Origin of the sequence: Actinopolymorpha pittospori (assembly GCF_014873875.1) — a bacterium.
GTDB classification, from domain to species: Bacteria; Actinomycetota; Actinomycetes; order Propionibacteriales; family Actinopolymorphaceae; genus Actinopolymorpha; species Actinopolymorpha pittospori.
The window spans coordinates 7,076,665-7,092,115 of the sequence record NZ_JADBEM010000001.1 but is presented as its reverse complement, the minus strand read 5'-3'; the positions used below and the strand labels follow the sequence as shown (position 1 = coordinate 7,092,115).

15 protein-coding genes and 3 pseudogenes are annotated in these 15,451 nt (G+C 64.7%); 9 read left to right on the top strand and 9 right to left on the bottom strand.

Features of this window, described 5'->3' with window-relative positions; translation table 11 throughout:
- Nucleotides 1–77: 77 nt before the first annotated feature.
- Nucleotides 78–350 (bottom strand): IS3 family transposase, encoded by a 273-nt coding sequence (locus HEB94_RS33020; protein WP_192753466.1) that lies wholly within the window; start codon nt 348–350, stop codon nt 78–80.
- Nucleotides 351–875: 525 nt separating this feature from the next.
- Here HEB94_RS33020 and ltrA point away from each other — a divergent pair.
- Complete coding sequence (ltrA, locus tag HEB94_RS33015) at nt 876–2,153, top strand: group II intron reverse transcriptase/maturase (protein WP_192753465.1); 1,278 nt, start codon at nt 876–878, stop codon at nt 2,151–2,153.
- Between the two features lie 224 nt (nt 2,154–2,377).
- On the opposite strand, the pseudogene HEB94_RS33010 reads toward ltrA, so the two are convergent.
- Both HEB94_RS33010 and HEB94_RS33005 read right to left on the bottom strand, forming a co-directional pair.
- Nucleotides 2,378–3,651, bottom strand: a pseudogene (locus tag HEB94_RS33010) (IS256 family transposase).
- 77 nt (nt 3,652–3,728) lie between these two features.
- Nucleotides 3,729–4,964, bottom strand: coding sequence for an IS630 family transposase (locus HEB94_RS33005; RefSeq protein WP_202896701.1), 1,236 nt, complete (start codon nt 4,962–4,964; stop codon nt 3,729–3,731).
- Between the two features lie 42 nt (nt 4,965–5,006).
- Here HEB94_RS33005 and HEB94_RS33000 point away from each other — a divergent pair, with 42 nt between their 5' ends.
- Nucleotides 5,007–5,345: a hypothetical protein gene (locus HEB94_RS33000; RefSeq protein WP_192753464.1), complete on the top strand. Its 339-nt coding sequence runs from the start codon at nt 5,007–5,009 to the stop codon at nt 5,343–5,345.
- A 50-nt stretch (nt 5,346–5,395) separates the two neighbouring features.
- Here the strand turns inward: HEB94_RS33000 and HEB94_RS32995 are convergent, their stop codons facing one another.
- Both HEB94_RS32995 and HEB94_RS32990 read right to left on the bottom strand, forming a co-directional pair.
- The gene (locus HEB94_RS32995) at nt 5,396–6,016 is read right to left on the bottom strand and encodes an IS3 family transposase (RefSeq protein WP_192752628.1); all 621 of its coding nucleotides are present in this window, start codon (nt 6,014–6,016) and stop codon (nt 5,396–5,398) included.
- Nucleotides 6,013–6,309: a transposase gene (locus tag HEB94_RS32990; RefSeq protein WP_192756815.1), complete on the bottom strand. Its 297-nt coding sequence runs from the start codon at nt 6,307–6,309 to the stop codon at nt 6,013–6,015. Before HEB94_RS32990 ends, HEB94_RS32995 begins: the two co-directional genes overlap by 4 nt.
- 185 nt (nt 6,310–6,494) lie before the next feature.
- Here HEB94_RS32990 and HEB94_RS32985 point away from each other — a divergent pair.
- The 4 genes and pseudogenes from HEB94_RS32985 to HEB94_RS32970 all read left to right on the top strand — a co-directional run bounded on the left by HEB94_RS32985 (nt 6,495) and on the right by HEB94_RS32970 (nt 11,086).
- A pseudogene (locus HEB94_RS32985) lies at nt 6,495–7,874 on the top strand (IS1380 family transposase).
- Nucleotides 7,875–8,439: 565 nt separating this feature from the next.
- Nucleotides 8,440–9,360 (top strand): ISAzo13 family transposase, encoded by a 921-nt coding sequence (locus HEB94_RS32980; protein WP_337918090.1) that lies wholly within the window; start codon nt 8,440–8,442, stop codon nt 9,358–9,360.
- Nucleotides 9,361–9,804: 444 nt separating this feature from the next.
- Nucleotides 9,805–10,563: an SDR family NAD(P)-dependent oxidoreductase gene (locus HEB94_RS32975; RefSeq protein ID WP_192753462.1), complete on the top strand. Its 759-nt coding sequence runs from the start codon at nt 9,805–9,807 to the stop codon at nt 10,561–10,563.
- Nucleotides 10,564–10,603: 40 nt separating this feature from the next.
- Entirely contained in the window at nt 10,604–11,086 is a 483-nt protein-coding gene (locus HEB94_RS32970; RefSeq protein ID WP_192753461.1) for a peroxiredoxin family protein, read from the top strand.
- A 265-nt stretch (nt 11,087–11,351) separates the two neighbouring features.
- Here the strand turns inward: HEB94_RS32970 and HEB94_RS32965 are convergent, their stop codons facing one another.
- A complete protein-coding gene (locus HEB94_RS32965; protein ID WP_192753460.1) occupies nt 11,352–11,912 on the bottom strand; it encodes a hypothetical protein in 561 nt (186 codons plus the stop codon).
- A gap of 273 nt (nt 11,913–12,185) precedes the next feature.
- Between HEB94_RS32965 and HEB94_RS49710 the strand changes: the two genes are divergently transcribed.
- A complete protein-coding gene (locus HEB94_RS49710) occupies nt 12,186–12,758 on the top strand; it encodes an IS110 family transposase (protein ID WP_202896700.1) in 573 nt (190 codons plus the stop codon).
- A 3-nt stretch (nt 12,759–12,761) separates the two neighbouring features.
- A complete protein-coding gene (locus tag HEB94_RS54910) occupies nt 12,762–13,100 on the top strand; it encodes a transposase (RefSeq protein ID WP_202897544.1) in 339 nt (112 codons plus the stop codon).
- A 178-nt stretch (nt 13,101–13,278) separates the two neighbouring features.
- Here the strand turns inward: HEB94_RS54910 and HEB94_RS54905 are convergent, their stop codons facing one another.
- Together HEB94_RS54905 and HEB94_RS51455 are read right to left on the bottom strand one after the other, a co-directional pair.
- A complete protein-coding gene (locus tag HEB94_RS54905) occupies nt 13,279–13,650 on the bottom strand; it encodes a transposase family protein (protein ID WP_192756814.1) in 372 nt (123 codons plus the stop codon).
- A 325-nt stretch (nt 13,651–13,975) separates the two neighbouring features.
- Nucleotides 13,976–14,456: pseudogene (locus HEB94_RS51455) on the bottom strand (Tn3 family transposase); the annotation flags it as partial.
- A gap of 578 nt (nt 14,457–15,034) precedes the next feature.
- Here HEB94_RS51455 and HEB94_RS49695 point away from each other — a divergent pair.
- Complete coding sequence (locus tag HEB94_RS49695; RefSeq protein WP_202896697.1) at nt 15,035–15,205, top strand: hypothetical protein; 171 nt, start codon at nt 15,035–15,037, stop codon at nt 15,203–15,205.
- Here HEB94_RS49695 and HEB94_RS55125 read toward each other — a convergent pair.
- Complete coding sequence (locus HEB94_RS55125; protein ID WP_202896696.1) at nt 15,202–15,411, bottom strand: type II toxin-antitoxin system RelE family toxin; 210 nt, start codon at nt 15,409–15,411, stop codon at nt 15,202–15,204. The two genes, HEB94_RS49695 and HEB94_RS55125, sit on opposite strands and share 4 nt — an antisense overlap.
- Between the last annotated feature and the right edge of the window lie 40 nt (nt 15,412–15,451).

Sequence of the window (15,451 nt, the reverse complement as noted above, 5' to 3'; positions counted from 1 at the left end):
CGTGGTGGGGTCGGCATGGAGCGCGGTTCCGGGATTACTCCCGGTGAAGTTCCCCCCGCGGAGTGGACACTCAACTTCTACGCGGCAAGGGTTGTGTGTGGACTGTATCTGAGGCGTGCTTCGAGCGGTGTGACGTAGCCCAGTTCGGGGTCCTTGCGGAGCCTTCGGCGGTTGTAGTTCACCTCGATGAAGGTGAACACGTCGGCGCGGGCAGCTTCCTTGCTGAGCCAGACCTCGGTCCCGATCTCTGCTTTCAGGAGTGCGAAGAAACTCTCGGCGGCAGCGTTGGTGTGTCCTGAAGGGAGCTGAGGGTTTCTGTTGTAGAAGGCAGAATGATCGGCAGTGACCATGCTGTTGCAGAGATGAAGGTAGGTCCTTCGGTATCGGTATACAGGTACTGGTGCCAAACCGCCACGAGCTGCTGTGGTGAATGAGTCATGGTGGTGAACGTCCGTGGAAAAGCCGTCGTGAGAGGCGGCAGGTATGAGCCAAGAAGGCGAACGAGAGTGAACCATCGACGACGTGTCGTTAAGCCAGGTGGCATCAAAACTAGGGCCTTAATGCTGTCCTGGGATAAGTCAGAGGGAAACCTGTCTACTGCTCTGGCGGTGCCCGGCATGAAGATGGCGCGAGTTTGGCTTGGGCTCTGCAACGGAACAGGAGAACTCCTCGGCACGACACGGGTTCCAGCGGATTGGAGCAGGAACCCACCGGGAGATCGGCAAGCGGCTAATCCGCGAGCCGCAGAGTACCGGGCACGTGCCAGGAGGGCGGAACGTCTCGTAGTAGTGATGAAGCGCCCGTAATGGGCGCGGAGCGAAGGAGACGTGTCGTCGAGTGTCGTCCAGCGATCAACCAAGCACGGGAGGAATTGCGTGGGCGAGACAAGATCAGCAGGTAAGTCGTTTGACATTCCGAGAACGCTGATATGGAAAGCATACCTGAAAGTCAGTGACAACAAGGGTGTGGCAGGGGTCGACGGGCAGTCGTTGGCAGAGTTTGAAGAGGACCTTCAAAACAATCTGTTCAAGCTCTGGAACAGGATGTCGTCGGGGAGTTATTTCCCAGCGCCGGTAAAGGCCGTTCCCAGCCCGAAGCCGGATGGTGGCACACGGATCCTCGGAGTGCCCATTATCGCCGACCGGATAGCGCAGACGGCCGTGGCGATGATCCTGGAGCCGGACGTGGGCCCCGTGTTCAACTCCGATTCCTACGGTTATCGTCCAGGGAAGTCTGCGCTGGACGCGGTGGAGGTGTGCAAGCAGCGGTGCTGGAGACGCCCATGGGTGGTCGATCTGGACATCCAGGGTTTCTTCGACAACGTTCCGCACGCCCAGATCGTCGCCGCGGTGGAGAAACACATCGACCTGCCGTGGGTTGTGCTGTATGTGAAACGGTGGCTTGTCGCGCCGGTTCAGCAGCCAGACGGTAGTCGTGTCGTTCCCGTCAAGGGAACTCCACAAGGATCGGCAATCTCACCATTGTTGTCGAATCTCTTCCTGCACTACGCGTTGGACTCCTGGCTGGCCAGGAAGTATCCGGTGGTGCGGTTCGAGAGGTACTGCGACGACGTTGTCCTGCACTGTTACAGCCAGCGGCAAGCGAAGTTCATTCGCCATGTTGTTGCCGAACGGTTGCTGGAGTTCGGGTTGGTCTGTCACCCGGACAAGACCCGCATCGTCTACTGCAAGCAGGAGGGGCGAGATGAGGAGTACCCGGTGACGAGCTTCACGTTCCTGGGCTTCGATTTTCGTCGCGCCCCTATCCGTCGCCGTGACGGCGTACTGATGTGCGGGTTCGTCCCGCTCGTCGGCAAGGCTGCGTTGAAGTCGATGGCGCGGGTCATCCGGCAGTGGAAGCTGGGTCGCAGGACCAGTCTGAGTTTTCGGGGCCTCGCCGCGATGGTCAATCCCATCGTATCGGGGTGGATCAACTACTATGGGCGCTTCTACAAGTCCAGGTTGATGCACTTCCTAGAGCAGCAGATCAATCCCTTCCTCGTGAAGTGGGCGATGCGGAAATACAAGCGACTGCGCCGTGCCAAGGGTAAAACTCGCCGGAAACTGGCCGAGATAGCGTCAGCCTTCCCGGCGATGTTCGCTTACTGGAAACACGGCGCGATGCCTACTGGTTCGACGATGGGAGCCCGGTGACGGGAGACTGTCACGCCGGGTTCTGAGAGCAGCGGCGGGTGAAACTCCCGCCGCTGACTCACCTCGTAGCACGATCCGACTCGACCCATGCTCTGGCGCATGGTCAGCTTGTCTATCTCGCTGCGGAACTCGCGCGAGGTGTACTCGGCGGATTCCAGTGGTCGTCGCAACACACCTCGGAGAGGGTCTGTCAAGTTAACGGCTGATCTTGGTTGTTGAGGTGGTCAGTCGTTGGCCGGGGCGAGCCGGCCTTCAAAGGCGATCTGGAAGGCGTTTAGGGGTGCCTTCCAGCGCATGGTCCAGCGCCGGCGGCGGTCGGGTCGAGGCTCATCAACGCCATGTAGACGCACTTGAGCGCAGCGGCCTCGTTCGGAAAGTGGCCACGAGCTCGCACGGCTTTGCGGATGCGGGCGTTGACGGACTCGATCGCGTTCGTGGAGCAGATGACCTTGCGGATCTCGACATCGAAGGCCAGGAACGGGGCGAACTCAGCCCAGGCGTCCTCCCACAGCTTCACGATCGCCGGATACTTCTTGCCCCATGTCTCGGCGAACTCCAAGAACCGCTCGGTCGCCGCGTCCTCCGTGGCCGCGGTGTAGACAGGTCGCAGCGCTTTGGCGATCTTGTCCCAGTCCTGCCTCGCGGCATAGCGGAACGAGTTGCGCAGCAGATGCACCACACACGTCTGCACGATCGTGCGCGGCCACACCGTCTCGACCGCCTCGGGCAGGCCCTTGAGCCCGTCACAGACCAGCATCAGCACGTCCTGGACGCCGCGGTTCTTCAGCTCGGTCAGCACGTGAAGCCAGTGCTTCGCACCTTCGCCGCCGTCGCCGGCCCAGATGCCGAGGATGTCGCGGTGGCCATCGACGGTGACCGCCATCGCGAGGTAGATCGGCCGGTTCGCGACCTGCCCGTCCCTGATCTTGACGTTGATAGCATCGATGAACACGACCGGATACACCCGGTCCAGCGGCCGGTTCTGCCACTCGGCCATGCCGTCCATCACCTTGTCGGTGATGGTGGAGATCGTCTGCTTCGACACCTCAGCCCCGTAGACCTCAGCCAGGTGCGCAGCGATCTCGCCGTGGGTCAGGCCCTTGGCCGACAACGACAACACCATGTCGTCGACCCCCGTCAGGCGCCGCTGCCGCTTACGTACGATCTGCGGCTCGAACGTGCCCACCGCGTCTCGCGGAACCCGAACCTCAACCGGGCCGACATCGGTCAGCACCGTCTTGGTCCGGCTGCCGTTACGCGTGTTCCCGTTGCCACGACCAGCCGGATCGTGCTTGTCATAGCCGACGTGGTCGGTGATCTCACCATCCAGCGCGGACTCCAGGACCCGCTTCGTCAGCTGCTGCAGCAGCCCACCCTCGCCGGTCAGCTTCAGCCCGTCACCACGAGCCCGATCGACCAGCATCGCAATCAACTGCTCATCCGTGACCGCACTACCCACCGACCCACCGGCCGGCTCCTGCTCCGAAGTGGTCTCCATCGTCATCTGGCCTCTCTCCCTTGATCGGTCGATCAGCCGTTATTTGTATAGTCCCTCGTAAGTTCGTCGGGGGTTGGTCAGGCTGCCTCGGTGAGGGCTGGTTCGGCTGCCTGGTGCCGGTCGATTCTGGTGAGTAGATCGTCGAGGTCGTTTCTGGTGAACTTCCATCGGAATGGCCTGGCGGTGGCGTTGTAGCGTTTTTCGAATGTCAGTAGGCGGTCTTCGACTTCGGCCAGGTCGGTGAAGTCGTTGGGTGTGACGACTTTGCGTTGTACGACAGAGAAGTAGATCTCGATCTGGTTCAGCCATGAGGCGTGTACTGGGGTGTGCACCATGACCGCGTTGGAGAACCGTTTCGTCAGCCGTTCGATCGCTTTCTTGCCGCGGTGAGAGGAGCCGTTGTCGACAACCCAGAACACCCTCTTCGCCGACACGTACGGTTCCTGGGTCATCACCTGCTCAACCAGCACCATGAACGGTTCGATCCCGGTCGAGGGTTCGCAGCGGCCAAACACGCGTGCCCCCTCGATGTCGTAAGCGGCCAGATAGGCCAGTGCCCCGCCGCGTTCGTAGTCGTGGTTGATGCGCATCATGCGGGCCGTTCCCGGTGGCAGGCTGGGGTGGCAGCGGCAGCGGGCCTGGATCGAGGTCTTCTCATCAGAAGAGATCACATACTCGTCCACGCCCAATGACTCGCCTTCCCAGATGCCGGCGTACAGGTCGAGCACCCGGCCCGCCTTGGCCGCAAAATCGGGGTCGCGGGGGAAGATCCACGACCTGTACTGCCAGGGTTTGATCGCATCAGCCCTAAGCCAGCGCCGCAGGGTCGAGGTCGAGATCGACTCCACGACACCGGCGGCGACGACGTGGCGGGCCAGCTCCGGACAGCTCCACCGGGCCAGCGGCACATCAGCATCAGCGGGTATCTGGCAGGCGAGTGCTTTGACCTCGACAACCTGCACCGGCGTGAACGAGGGTGGACGACCCGAGCGTGGCAGGTCCTTCAACCCTTCCAGCCTGTCCGCCGCGAACCGGCCACGCCACTTGCGTACCGTGTCCTCCACCACCCCGCACCTGTGGGCGATGACAGTATTGGGTAGCCCTCGGGCAGCATCCAACACGATCTGGGCGCGCAGCTTCTCCCTGACCGGGCTCCTATGGCCACGCGCGATCTTCCTCAACCGTTTACGTTCTGAGGCGGACAGCCGGATCTGCACGGCCTGGGAAACACCCACGATGAGGAGCCACTTCGTGATCGACAACAGAATTCGTCGATCATGTTGCAGGGACGGGTGCGTGAGCTGGTACGACACGCCGGGCACGACGAAACAAGCGGCTACGGCACGATAGATCCCATGCCGACACCGCCGGAATCGACCAAAGCGTCACTGTCCTACCGGGTCCACGCCCGTGCCCGTGAACGCTGGCCCGCCCTCACAAGCGTCGATGTCCGCTTCCACGGCAGTTTCGCCTACATCACCGGCCAACTCCCCGACGGCACCACCCAGCCGCTATGCAGGCTCCGCTACGGCGGCTACGCCAACCAGTGGGGCTTCGCCATCTACCTTGCCAGCAAAGACAAATACGAAGACTCGTTCCTGCCCACCGGCAACTCTGCCGGCACCGCAGAAGAAGCCCTCGACTGCGCCTGCGGCCTCTACCTCAACGACCCGACCGCCTGGACCACCGACTAACCCCCGACGAACTTACGACGTCGACCACTTAGTTTCCTAGGACGGTGTTGCTACGACCCCTTGAACCTAAGCTCACTGCCGCGATCGCTGTGGAAGATACAGTCCTCCTCCAAGTCGCCGCGGGCGTGGGCCATGCGCAGGGCGTCGATGACCAGATCGGCGCGGTGGTGGTCAGCCATGGACCAGCCGAGCACCTCGCGGGTCGCCAGGTCGATGGCGGTGGCGAGGTAGTACCAGCCCTGGGCGGTGGGCAGGTAGGTGATGTCGCCGACCAGTCTCGTGCCGGGCCGCTTCGCGGTGAAGTCGCGGGCGATCAGGTCCGGCGCCGGCGCAGCCGTGGTGTCGGCCTTGGTCAGGCTGCGGCGCCGACGCCGTGTGATGCCGCGGATCCGGCGTTCTCGCATGATCCGCTCCACCTTCTTGCGATTGACCGCCCGCCCGCTGCGGCGCAGGGTGGCGTGCACCCGCGGGACACCGTAGGCCCCCATGGAGTCGCGGTGGATCTCGGCGATCTCCCCGGCCAGGACGTCCTCCTCCCGGGCGCGGGCCTCGGCGGCAGGCCTACCCGCCCGCCACGCATAGAAGGAGGAGCGGGAGATCTCCAGCACTCGACAGATCCGCTTGACGCCCCAGGCATCGTGGTGATCCTCAACGAAACGGAAGCGGATCACCGTATCGTCTCCGTGGCGAAATAGGCGGCCGCCTTGCGGAGGATCTCGATCGTCTTCTGCTGCTCGGCGGTCTGCTTGCGCAGTCGCTTCAGCTCCTCACGTTCGGTGCTGGTCAGTTCCCCAGGCCGGCCCTCGCCCCGGTCGGCCCCATCGCGGTTGACCCAACCGCGCAGCCCTTCCGGGCTGACCCCGAGCTCCCGCGCGATCTCGGTGACGGTCCGCTCCGGCGAGGAGCGCACCAGCGCGACCGCGTCCCGCTTGAACTCCTCGGTATACCGCTTAGCCTCGGCTATTCACGTGGGTCGGCGGCACGGGGTCTAAATGCGGCGGAGTGCCTTGCCTGTAAGGAAGAATCGGTGTTTGAGGACAACGATCTTTCTCGCAGAAAGGCACTCCGTAGGTGAAGCGTAGCAAGGGTTCGTCGGGTGGGAAGAAGGCACGCCGAGGCAAGGATGGTTCGGCTGGCGGCAGGGGTGGCGTGGCTGGGCCGCGGCTTCGGGTCAGCTCGGATGGGCACGGGTTGGCCTCGCATGCGGGTGTGTCGATGCTGCGCGAGCTCGCTGAGTTCGTGGGTCTGACCAGGTTCGTCACCCAGGCGTTGGCTGACACGTATCGGGGCCCGTGGCTTCACTCCCCGGGGCAGGTGTTCGCTGATCAGGCGTGTGCGATCGCCGATGGGGCGACGTCGACGTCGGGGATCGCGGTGTTGCGGGACCGCCCGCAACTGCACGGGGCGGTGGCCAGTCAGCCGACCGTGTGGCGGCTGGTCGACAGGATCGATGAACAGCATCTGGGGCTGGTGCGCCAGGCGCGGGCGAAGGCGCGTGAGCGGGCCTGGCAGGCGGGAGCGGCCCCGGACCTGGAGGCCACCGGTGGGTATCTGCACATCGACTTCGATGCCACGATCACCATCGCTCACAGCGAGAAGTCCGGCGCTGCACCGACCTGGAAGAAGAGCTTCGGGTTCCATCCGCTGCACTCCTATCTGGACCGGCCCGAGATCTCCGGCGGGGAGTCGCTGGCTGGGATCCTTCGGCCCGGAAACGCCGGGTCGAACACCATCGCCGACCACAAGACACTGCTGGACCTGACCCTTGAAGCGCTCCCGGAGTCCTACCGGCCTGGCGTCGACGGTGCGCCGGAGATCCTGATCCGGGCCGATGCGGCCGGGGCGACCTACGACTTCGCCGCCTACTGCCGGCAGAAACACTGCGAGTTCAGCTTCTCCACCGAGTCGACCCCCACCTATGTGGGGATCGCCGACGCGGTGGACGAGCAGCTGTGAGCGACCGCGATCGAAGACGACGGGATCCGTGACGGTGCCATGGTGTTCGAAGCCACACACTGTGTGGATCTGTCGAAGTGGCCGCAAGGCACCCGGCTGATCCTACGCAAGGAACGCCCGCATCCGGGCGCCCAACTCCAACTGCACAACACCACCAGTGACGGGATGCGGCTGACCGCGTTCATCACCGACACCCCGGCCCGTGTAGTCCCCCACCAGATCCAGGGACTGGAGCTACGACACCGCCAGCACGCCCACGTCGAAGCACGGATCAAAGACTCCGGCCACCTCGGCCTGGGCAACCTGCCGCTGGACGCGTTCTGCCACAACCAGGCCTGGTTCGAGATAGCGCTCGCCGCCGCGGATCTGATCAGCTGGGCGAAACTGCTCGGCTTCAAAGACCACCCCGGGATCGCCAAAGCCACACCCGAAACCTTCCGCTACAAAGTCCTACACGTCGCCGGAAAAATCGTCTCCACCGCCCGACAGCTGTATCTGAAACTGGACTCTTCCTGGACCCCCAGCCCCGCGATCGAGAAAGGCTGGCCGCGCATCCGTACGGCCTTCGGCTAACACCCGCCGTCCCTGACCACCTCGCGAGCCGCAGAAACGGAGACCCGCAAACCCCCACTGAACAACAACAACCGGCGCCCAGCCGCCGGGCGCGCCAGCCTACCCGCAAGCAGCTTTCACAACCACGCAAGCCCAAACAAGAATCCATCACCACTAGATCAATTTCCGTGAATAGTTGAGGTTAGGGGGCGTCCGTAAATTACATGGGCGCGACTCTTTCATGATCTACTCGTTGTGAGGGCATGGTTACAGAACGGGGTCTTGCCGAGAAGCTTGCCGTGCTCAAGCCGCACCTGGACGAGCGGCAGTGGCGGTTGCTGCTGGGGGCTGAGGCGGAGGCGATCGGTTGGGGCGGGATCGCGTTGGTGGCGCGGCTTTCTGGTGCGTCGCGTTCGACGGTTCAGGCTGGGGTGAACGAGGTCCGTGCCGGTGCCGAGCCTGATGCGCGTGTGCGTGCGCCTGGTGCGGGGCGCCCGGCGACTGAGGATGCCCAGCCTGGCGTTGCCGAGGCGTTGGAGGAGCTTGTCGCGCCGGAGACCCGTGGGGATCCTTCCTCTGTGCTGCGGTGGACGACGAAGTCGGCAGCCCAGTTGGTGAAAGGCTTGACCGCCAACGGTTTCACGGTGGGCAGGACGACCGTGACCAGGCTGCTCAAAAAGCCGGGTACCGGCTGCAGTCGACGTTCAAAACCAAAGAAGGCGCCTCGCATCCGGACCGGGATGCCCAGTTCCGGCACATCAATGACACCGCGGCCGAGTCTCTGGCTGCTGGTGACCCGGTCATCAGTGTGGACACCAAGAAGAAGGAGTTGGTGGGTGAGTATGCCAACAACGGTCGGGAGTGGGCCCCGGCCGGACAACCCGTGAAGGTCAACGGTCATGACTTTCCCACCGGTGTGCCCAAAGCGATCCCCTACGGTATCTACGACCTCGGCGCAGATGACGGTTTCGTGTCCGTGGGCGTTGACCATGACACGGCAGGGTTCGCGGTCAACGCGATCCGCACCTGGTGGGAACACGTCGGCCGCGAACGCTACCCCAAGGCCAGCAGGCTGATGCTGACCGCTGACGCGGGCGGTTCCAACGGCTACCGGCTGCGAGGGTGGAAAGTCGAGCTGGTGAAACTGGCGGCCGAGATCGGCTTGGACATCTGGGTGTGCCACTTCCCGCCCGGCACGTCGAAGTGGAACAAGGTCGAAGATCGGCTGTTCTCGTTCATCTCGATCAACTGGCGTGGCCGGCCGTTGACCGACTATCAGGTCATCGTGGAGACGATCGGTGCCACAACCACCAAGACCGGGTTCAGAGTCGAGGCGATCCTGGACACCAACACATACCCGACCGGAGAAAAGATCACCAACGCCCAGATGAAGACCGTCCCGATCACCCACAACGACTTCCACGGCGAATGGAACTACACCATCCACTCTCGACCAATCCCGGAAGCCCTTCAAAACAACGAAGCCCGCCACGGAACGACCAAGTAATACTTGGACGTCCCCTTACTCATGTTGCTCTTGGTTCCCACCTGGCACTACTTCCTCTGGGCTCACACGTCCCAGTCTCCAGGTGTCCACTCCGCGGGGGGAACCTCATCACCAACAGTAGCGCCTCACGGAATTTGGGCCAGATCCGAATTACGTGATCGTCGACACATTGACGTCGAACGCGATCACACGAGCCATCAACGCCTCATAGGCGGTGGAAGTGGAACCTTGTCCTGCTGAGGCCTATCAAAGTGTCGATTGAAGACGTAACGGACTGCCCTTGGCAGGCACGGCGGATGAGAAAGCCGACGAAAGCCACTCCGCCCGCCTGGCCCTGCGGTCTCGACCACGCGAGCCCGGCGGTTGGTAAGAACCCCGTCTCGAGCGACACGGATGTGGTGACGGATTGTTCCAATCCGGCGAGCACTGAGAACGGAGGGATCGATGTCCCTGAGTGGAAGGACAGCCCTGGTGACGGGCGCGGGCCGCGGTATCGGGCGTGCCATCGCGGTACAGCTCGCGGATGCCGGGGTCAGGTCGGCTGTGGTGGCGCGCACGGAAGCAGAGCTCGACGAGACCGTCCGACTGGTGAACAGGCGGGGTGGCACAGCGGTGGCAATCTCGGCCGATCTCAGCGCGCACGGCAGTGCTGCCGAGGTTGTGGACAGGGCGGTCGATGCGCTGGGACCGGTGGACATCCTGGTCAACAACGCGGCCGTGGTGCAGCCGCTGGGCTCGACCGCTGAACTCGATATCGCGACCTGGTCCGCGGCGTTCGACGTCAACGTGTTCGCGGCTGTGGCCCTCGCGCTCGCCGTCGTTCCCAAGATGGTCGAGGGCGGCTGGGGGCGTGTCGCGAACGTCTCCAGCGGCGTCGTCGCCCGGCCGGGCTTCATGGTGGGCGGCAATGCCTACGCGGCGACGAAAGCCGCCTTGGAGGCACACACCCTCAACCTCGCTGAGGAGGTCAGGGACACCGGAGTCACCGTCAACGTGTACCGCCCCGGCACCGTCGACACAGGCATGCAGGCGTGGATCCGCGAACACGGTGAGGGTCGCCTCAGCGTCGCGACGTACACACGTTTCGTCGACTACCACGCGAACAGCAGCCTCATCAGCCCCGAGCACTCGGCCGGCTCCCTCCTGACCCGGCTCGCCGACTCAGCGACAGGCCAGGTTTGGGATGTGAACGACCAGCTCTGAACCCTGTTCGACCAAGAACTCCTATCGAGAGAGGAACCCCATGGCACTGCTCAACGCAGGTTCTGCGTTTCCCGACCTGACGCTCGACCTCACCGACGGCCGCCGCGTGTCCGTCCGAGAGGAACTGGCCGGCAACTTCGGCGTGGTCCTGATCTACCGAGGCTCCTGGTGCCCCTACTGCAACGCCCAGCTCCGGGCGTTTCAACGTGCGCAGGACAGCCTTGCCACGCTCGGGGTCAAGGTGGTGGCACTGTCCGTGGACGACGAAGCCACCACCAAGGGCCTGGTGGACAAGCTTCGCCTCACCTTCGCGGTCGGCCACAGCGCGGACGCACACGCGGTGGCCGAAGCAACCGGCGCCTTCGTCAACCCCGATCCGGTGTACCTACAGTCGACCGGGTTCGTCTTGGACCCGACCGGGACCATCGTGGTGTCGGTGTACTCCAGCGGTGCCATCGGGCGGCTCGTCCCGGAGGACGTCGTCGGCCTGGTCAAGTACGTCAAGGAGCATGCCAGAACCTAAGCCTGGATCCGGAAGTTCTTGGTTGGCCCGGGAGGGCTGGGCGTGGCTAAGCCTTGATCGCGCTTCACGGCTCCGATGAATTGGCCGCCCGACTCTTCCTTGGACGCCTTGACTACCGATCGAGATGCGCGTTCTGGTCGCTGTTTGCGGATCTGTCTGCGGGGTGCACCTCTGGACCAAGAGCCGTGGCGGCGGTGGCTCTCCGGATCGGCCGGCGCCGGAGGCCTGAGGAGTGGTACCTCCCAGAACATCACCGTCCCGCCGTCTACTCCGGTCGGACGTAGCATGAGCCGTCGCAAACGATTGACTTACGAGAATGAACGAGCATTCCTGACTGCCGCCGGTGGTACGACGTCATGCCCGTGTGGGCATGCATGGCCTCGTCAGCCCAACGTCTCCATGCGGTCGGCGATGGCCCGCCCGATCTCGTCCGGCGAGTCTTCCTGGACGAAGTCGATCCCGAGACGGTCACCTCTGTCTGTGCTGGCCATGCGCGGACGAAGTCGACTAGCCAGTCGCTGGCGAGGATCGCACCGGGCTCGGCCTTCAGGAACAGCTTGGGCACACTGCTGGTCGCCAGCCAGTCCGCGTAGGCGGCGGCGATCGTAGCCACGTCGGCGGGTTCGCCGTCGATGGGGATCTCCCGCGGCCACGTCAGCGTCGGCCGTCGCCCCTCGCCGGGGTCGGTGAACGGCCGTCGGTACGCCGCCATCTCCTGATCGGTGAGGGTGCGTAGGACGGCCTCCGGCAGCGCCTGCTCGACGAAGTAGTTGTCTCGCAGGACCATCGTCTCGCCGGCGTCGGTGCGCAGCGCCTCGTCGGACAAGTCACTCCCGAACCCGCCAGCCGCCACCATACAACCACCGACACAAGATCAACTTGACACAGAGAGGCGCCGTTAATCCCAGTGGCAGGTTTGATGGGTCAGGCGGGTTCGTTCCACCTGTTTGTTGCCCTGCGGTGGCTACTGTCTGTAGTGCGTCGGACCCATGACGACCGGCCGGCGTGGCTTAAGAGGAGCGTGGCATCGCTCCCCGACTGGGATGTGCCCACCGACCGGTCCGTGTTCCCCGTTCGAGTGAAGGAGAACACGGCACCCATGGTGATTCTTGGTATCGACGCGCACAAGCGCAGCCACACCGTCGTCGCGATCGACGAACACGGCCCCCACCTGGCAAGCAGGACCGTCGGCACGACAACCGGAGACCACCTTCGGATGCTGCGCTGGGTCGACCAGCTCGGCCCAGACCGGCGATGGGCGGTGGAAGACTGCCGCCACCTGTCCCGGCGCCTGGAGCGGGACCTGCTCGCCGCGGGCGAAACAATCACACGCGTGCCGGCGAAGCTGATGGCTCATGTCCGAGACTCCGCCCGCACCTATGGCAAGTCCGACCCAATAGACGCGCTCGCGGTTGCACGAGCAGTGTTACGCGAACCAGACCTGCCCACAGCGCGGCTGGACGGTCCAGACCGGGACGTGCGGCTCCTCTCCGATCACCGAGAAGCGCTCGTTTGTGAGCGCACAAGGGTCGTGAACCGGCTGCGTTGGCACCTGCACGAGCTCGGCCCGAGCTGGGACCCGCGAGCACGTTCCCTTGACCGCGCCAGTGCCTACGACGCCATCGAGGAACGTCTACGTCCCTTCGACGACCTGGTGGCTGGACTTGCCTAACGTCTGGTCAACCACGCCCGTCGCCTCACTGCCGAGATCGACGAACTCACCGCTGAGATCACCAGCAGAGTCGAGGCGATCGCGCCATCGCTGCTGGCCATTCCCGGCTGTGGAGTCCTGACCGCCGCCAAGATCGTTGGCGAGACCGCCGGTGTCAGGCGCTTCCGCTCCAAGGAGGCATACGCCCGCCACAACGGCACCGCACCGCTGCCAGTCTGGTCCTCCAACCGGGCCAGGCACCGGCTCCTCGCGCACCGGCAACCGCCAACTCAACGCCGCGCTCCACCGCGTCGCGCTCACCCAAGCGCGCTGGCATCCCGACACGAAAGCCATGATCGCTAGACGAGTCGCTTCAGGTGACAGCGGCCGGGAAGCCATGCGGATCCTCAAACGCCGACTCTCCGACGTCGTCTACAGAGCGCTACAAGCCGACATGCTACTGGCGACCTGGGCAGCCATCGTCTATGACGTGGCGTCGTCCGTGCCAGGGCTCCGTCTTGTCGCGATCGGTGCGGATTGGTCATGTGAGGCGCCCCGCAGGGGTTTCCCGTTCGCCGCGACCGCCGGTCTCGGCGGACGCGGGCGGGACAGGGATGGCGACTGTGTGTCGAGCTCGACGACGTACGGGGCGTTGGCACGAGCGATGGGCCAGCCGCCTATGGTCGCATCCAGTGCGTCTCGCTCCTTCAGAAACCGGTGCCCCGCGGTAGCCGTCGATAGGCTGGAGCACCCGGCGCATAGTCGCCTCACTCGGCGCCCGATGGGGCTGGTCCGGATCGTGCAGCGCGGCCCCACAGCACGACAGCGGCCGGCCAGAGGCGGCAGCGGCCCACTCGGCGATCGCGGTGAGGGACTTCGCTCCGGCCAAGACCGCGCAAGCGGCCGCGGCCAGGACTTACGGCGGCGGATGACGGCGACCCCGGTGGCTGGCGTGGGTCAGTCAGGCAGGCCAGCCGGCCAGCAAGTCGGGTAGTTCGTCTGGGCGTCGAAGGGCCTGTGGTGGCGCCGAGGGTAACCGCTCGACCCCACCGAGCGCGTGCGGGCGACTCCGAAAGGCGCGTTCGGCGATCAGGCCGCCATCTCCAAGTTCACACCGTCAGGGAGGTGTGCAAGGGCCATCCGGTGTGATTACGACGTGTGGGCGCGCGACTGCAACGGCCCACGCGGCGAGCACTCGCCGCGCCGGCGGTTCTCGCGGCCGAGCATCCGCAGCAGGTCGCCCTGACCTGGTTGGTGACCAGGGAGCCCGCGACCTTCAGCATGTCCTGCCAGTGCATGATCATCTTGTTCAGGTTGACGCGGTTGCGGGCCAGGTCCTCCAGCGCGCCCGTACGTGCTCGTCTCGACGCCGGGCAGGATTGCGCGCCAGAACCGCTGCCCGTCCAGGCCGCGAAAGCGCGGGGAGAAGTTGTAGCCGAGGATCTTGAACAGGCCGAACACCATGTCGGAGTACGAGGCGTTGTCGGTAGCCACCATCTCCGGCGTCACCCCACCGTCCAGGTTCAGCAAGGCGTCAAGGATGTGCGGGGAGTCGCGCGGGGTGCCGGGAACGACCATCTGCCCGATGCCCGCGACCTGACCGTTGACGGCGTTGAGCCAGGTGATGCCGCGCTTGAAGCCGAAGTACTTCGGCGACGGCGCCGCGTTGACGGTGCGGACAGGGACGACGAACCGCAGTCCGTCGACCGAGGCGAGCAGGCACTCCTGCGCGAGCTCGCGGCGAGGGCCGACACCTGAGCGAAGTCGTAACCCGAGGAAGCCGAATGCCTCCCGCCAGCAGCGTCGCTGGGGGAGGCCTTCATCGTGCCCGGACTGGTCAGCAGGCCGATCCCGCGCGCCTGAGCTGCGCACGAGTGTTCCGGTGACTGCGCCACTCAGACGGCGTACCGCCGCTGACCACGACCGCGCCATGGGGAGCAGAGCCGCATGTGACCAGCCGCGGTGAACCGACAGCGACCAGCCGGACTCCCGCCAGACGTACAGCGCCGCCATGTCGCCGGCCAGCCGGGCGTAGTCGAGGATCTGGAATGGCGTCAGGGACTCGCCGAGATTGCCCCAGCGGTCTCCAGGTCCCGCGGGCAAGCTCCATCCGCCTTTGGCATTGCCGATGGTTATCCGCATAGTGCGTCAAGCTGCCGTGGCGCCATGCTGTCGCGCTACGACCGGCCGAAGGACGAGGAGAGATTGTCAACGACGGCTGAATTTTTGACCCCCCCGGCGTCGCTTGGGTTCTAGTGCTTCTCGCAACACCACCTGGTAGATCGAGGGTCGTGTTGATGGTGAGGCGAGGACGCAAACGTCGGCTGGAGATGGAGTCGGAGTACTGGCGGCTGGTGCTGTCGGGAGTGGGGACGGTCGAGGCGTGCAGGATCGTGGGGATCGGCCGGAAGACCGGCTACCGGTGGCGGGCGGAGAACGGCGGCGTGCCATCGGTGCGACCGTCCTAGACCGCGCGGTCGAACCGGTACCTGTCCCTGTTGGAGCGCCAACGGATCGCCACCCTGCGCGGGCAAGGGCTGAGTATCCGCACGGTCGCGGCGAGGCTGGGGCGGTGCTCGTAGACTTCGCGGCGGTGTGCGATCCGGACGACCCGGATCCCGTGGGTGCCCACCTCGCACACGATCCGATAGTCGCCGACGCGGATCCGCATCATGCCGACGCCTTACCCGCGCACGGCCTTCCTGTCGGGCCGG

What these genes read in the sequence shown, in the direction of transcription:
- HEB94_RS33000 (WP_192753464.1), top strand. Translation starts at nt 5,007, where the DNA reads ATGCCGACACCGCCGGAATCGACCAAAGCGTCACTGTCCTACCGGGTC.
- HEB94_RS49695 (WP_202896697.1), top strand. Translation starts at nt 15,035, where the DNA reads ATGGTGAGGCGAGGACGCAAACGTCGGCTGGAGATGGAGTCGGAGTAC.
- HEB94_RS32975 (WP_192753462.1), top strand. Translation starts at nt 9,805, where the DNA reads ATGTCCCTGAGTGGAAGGACAGCCCTGGTGACGGGCGCGGGCCGCGGT.
- HEB94_RS32970 (WP_192753461.1), top strand. Translation starts at nt 10,604, where the DNA reads ATGGCACTGCTCAACGCAGGTTCTGCGTTTCCCGACCTGACGCTCGAC.
- HEB94_RS33020 (WP_192753466.1), bottom strand. Translation starts at nt 350, where the DNA reads ATGGTCACTGCCGATCATTCTGCCTTCTACAACAGAAACCCTCAGCTC.
- HEB94_RS55125 (WP_202896696.1), bottom strand. Translation starts at nt 15,411, where the DNA reads ATGATGCGGATCCGCGTCGGCGACTATCGGATCGTGTGCGAGGTGGGC.
- HEB94_RS49710 (WP_202896700.1), top strand. Translation starts at nt 12,186, where the DNA reads ATGGTGATTCTTGGTATCGACGCGCACAAGCGCAGCCACACCGTCGTC.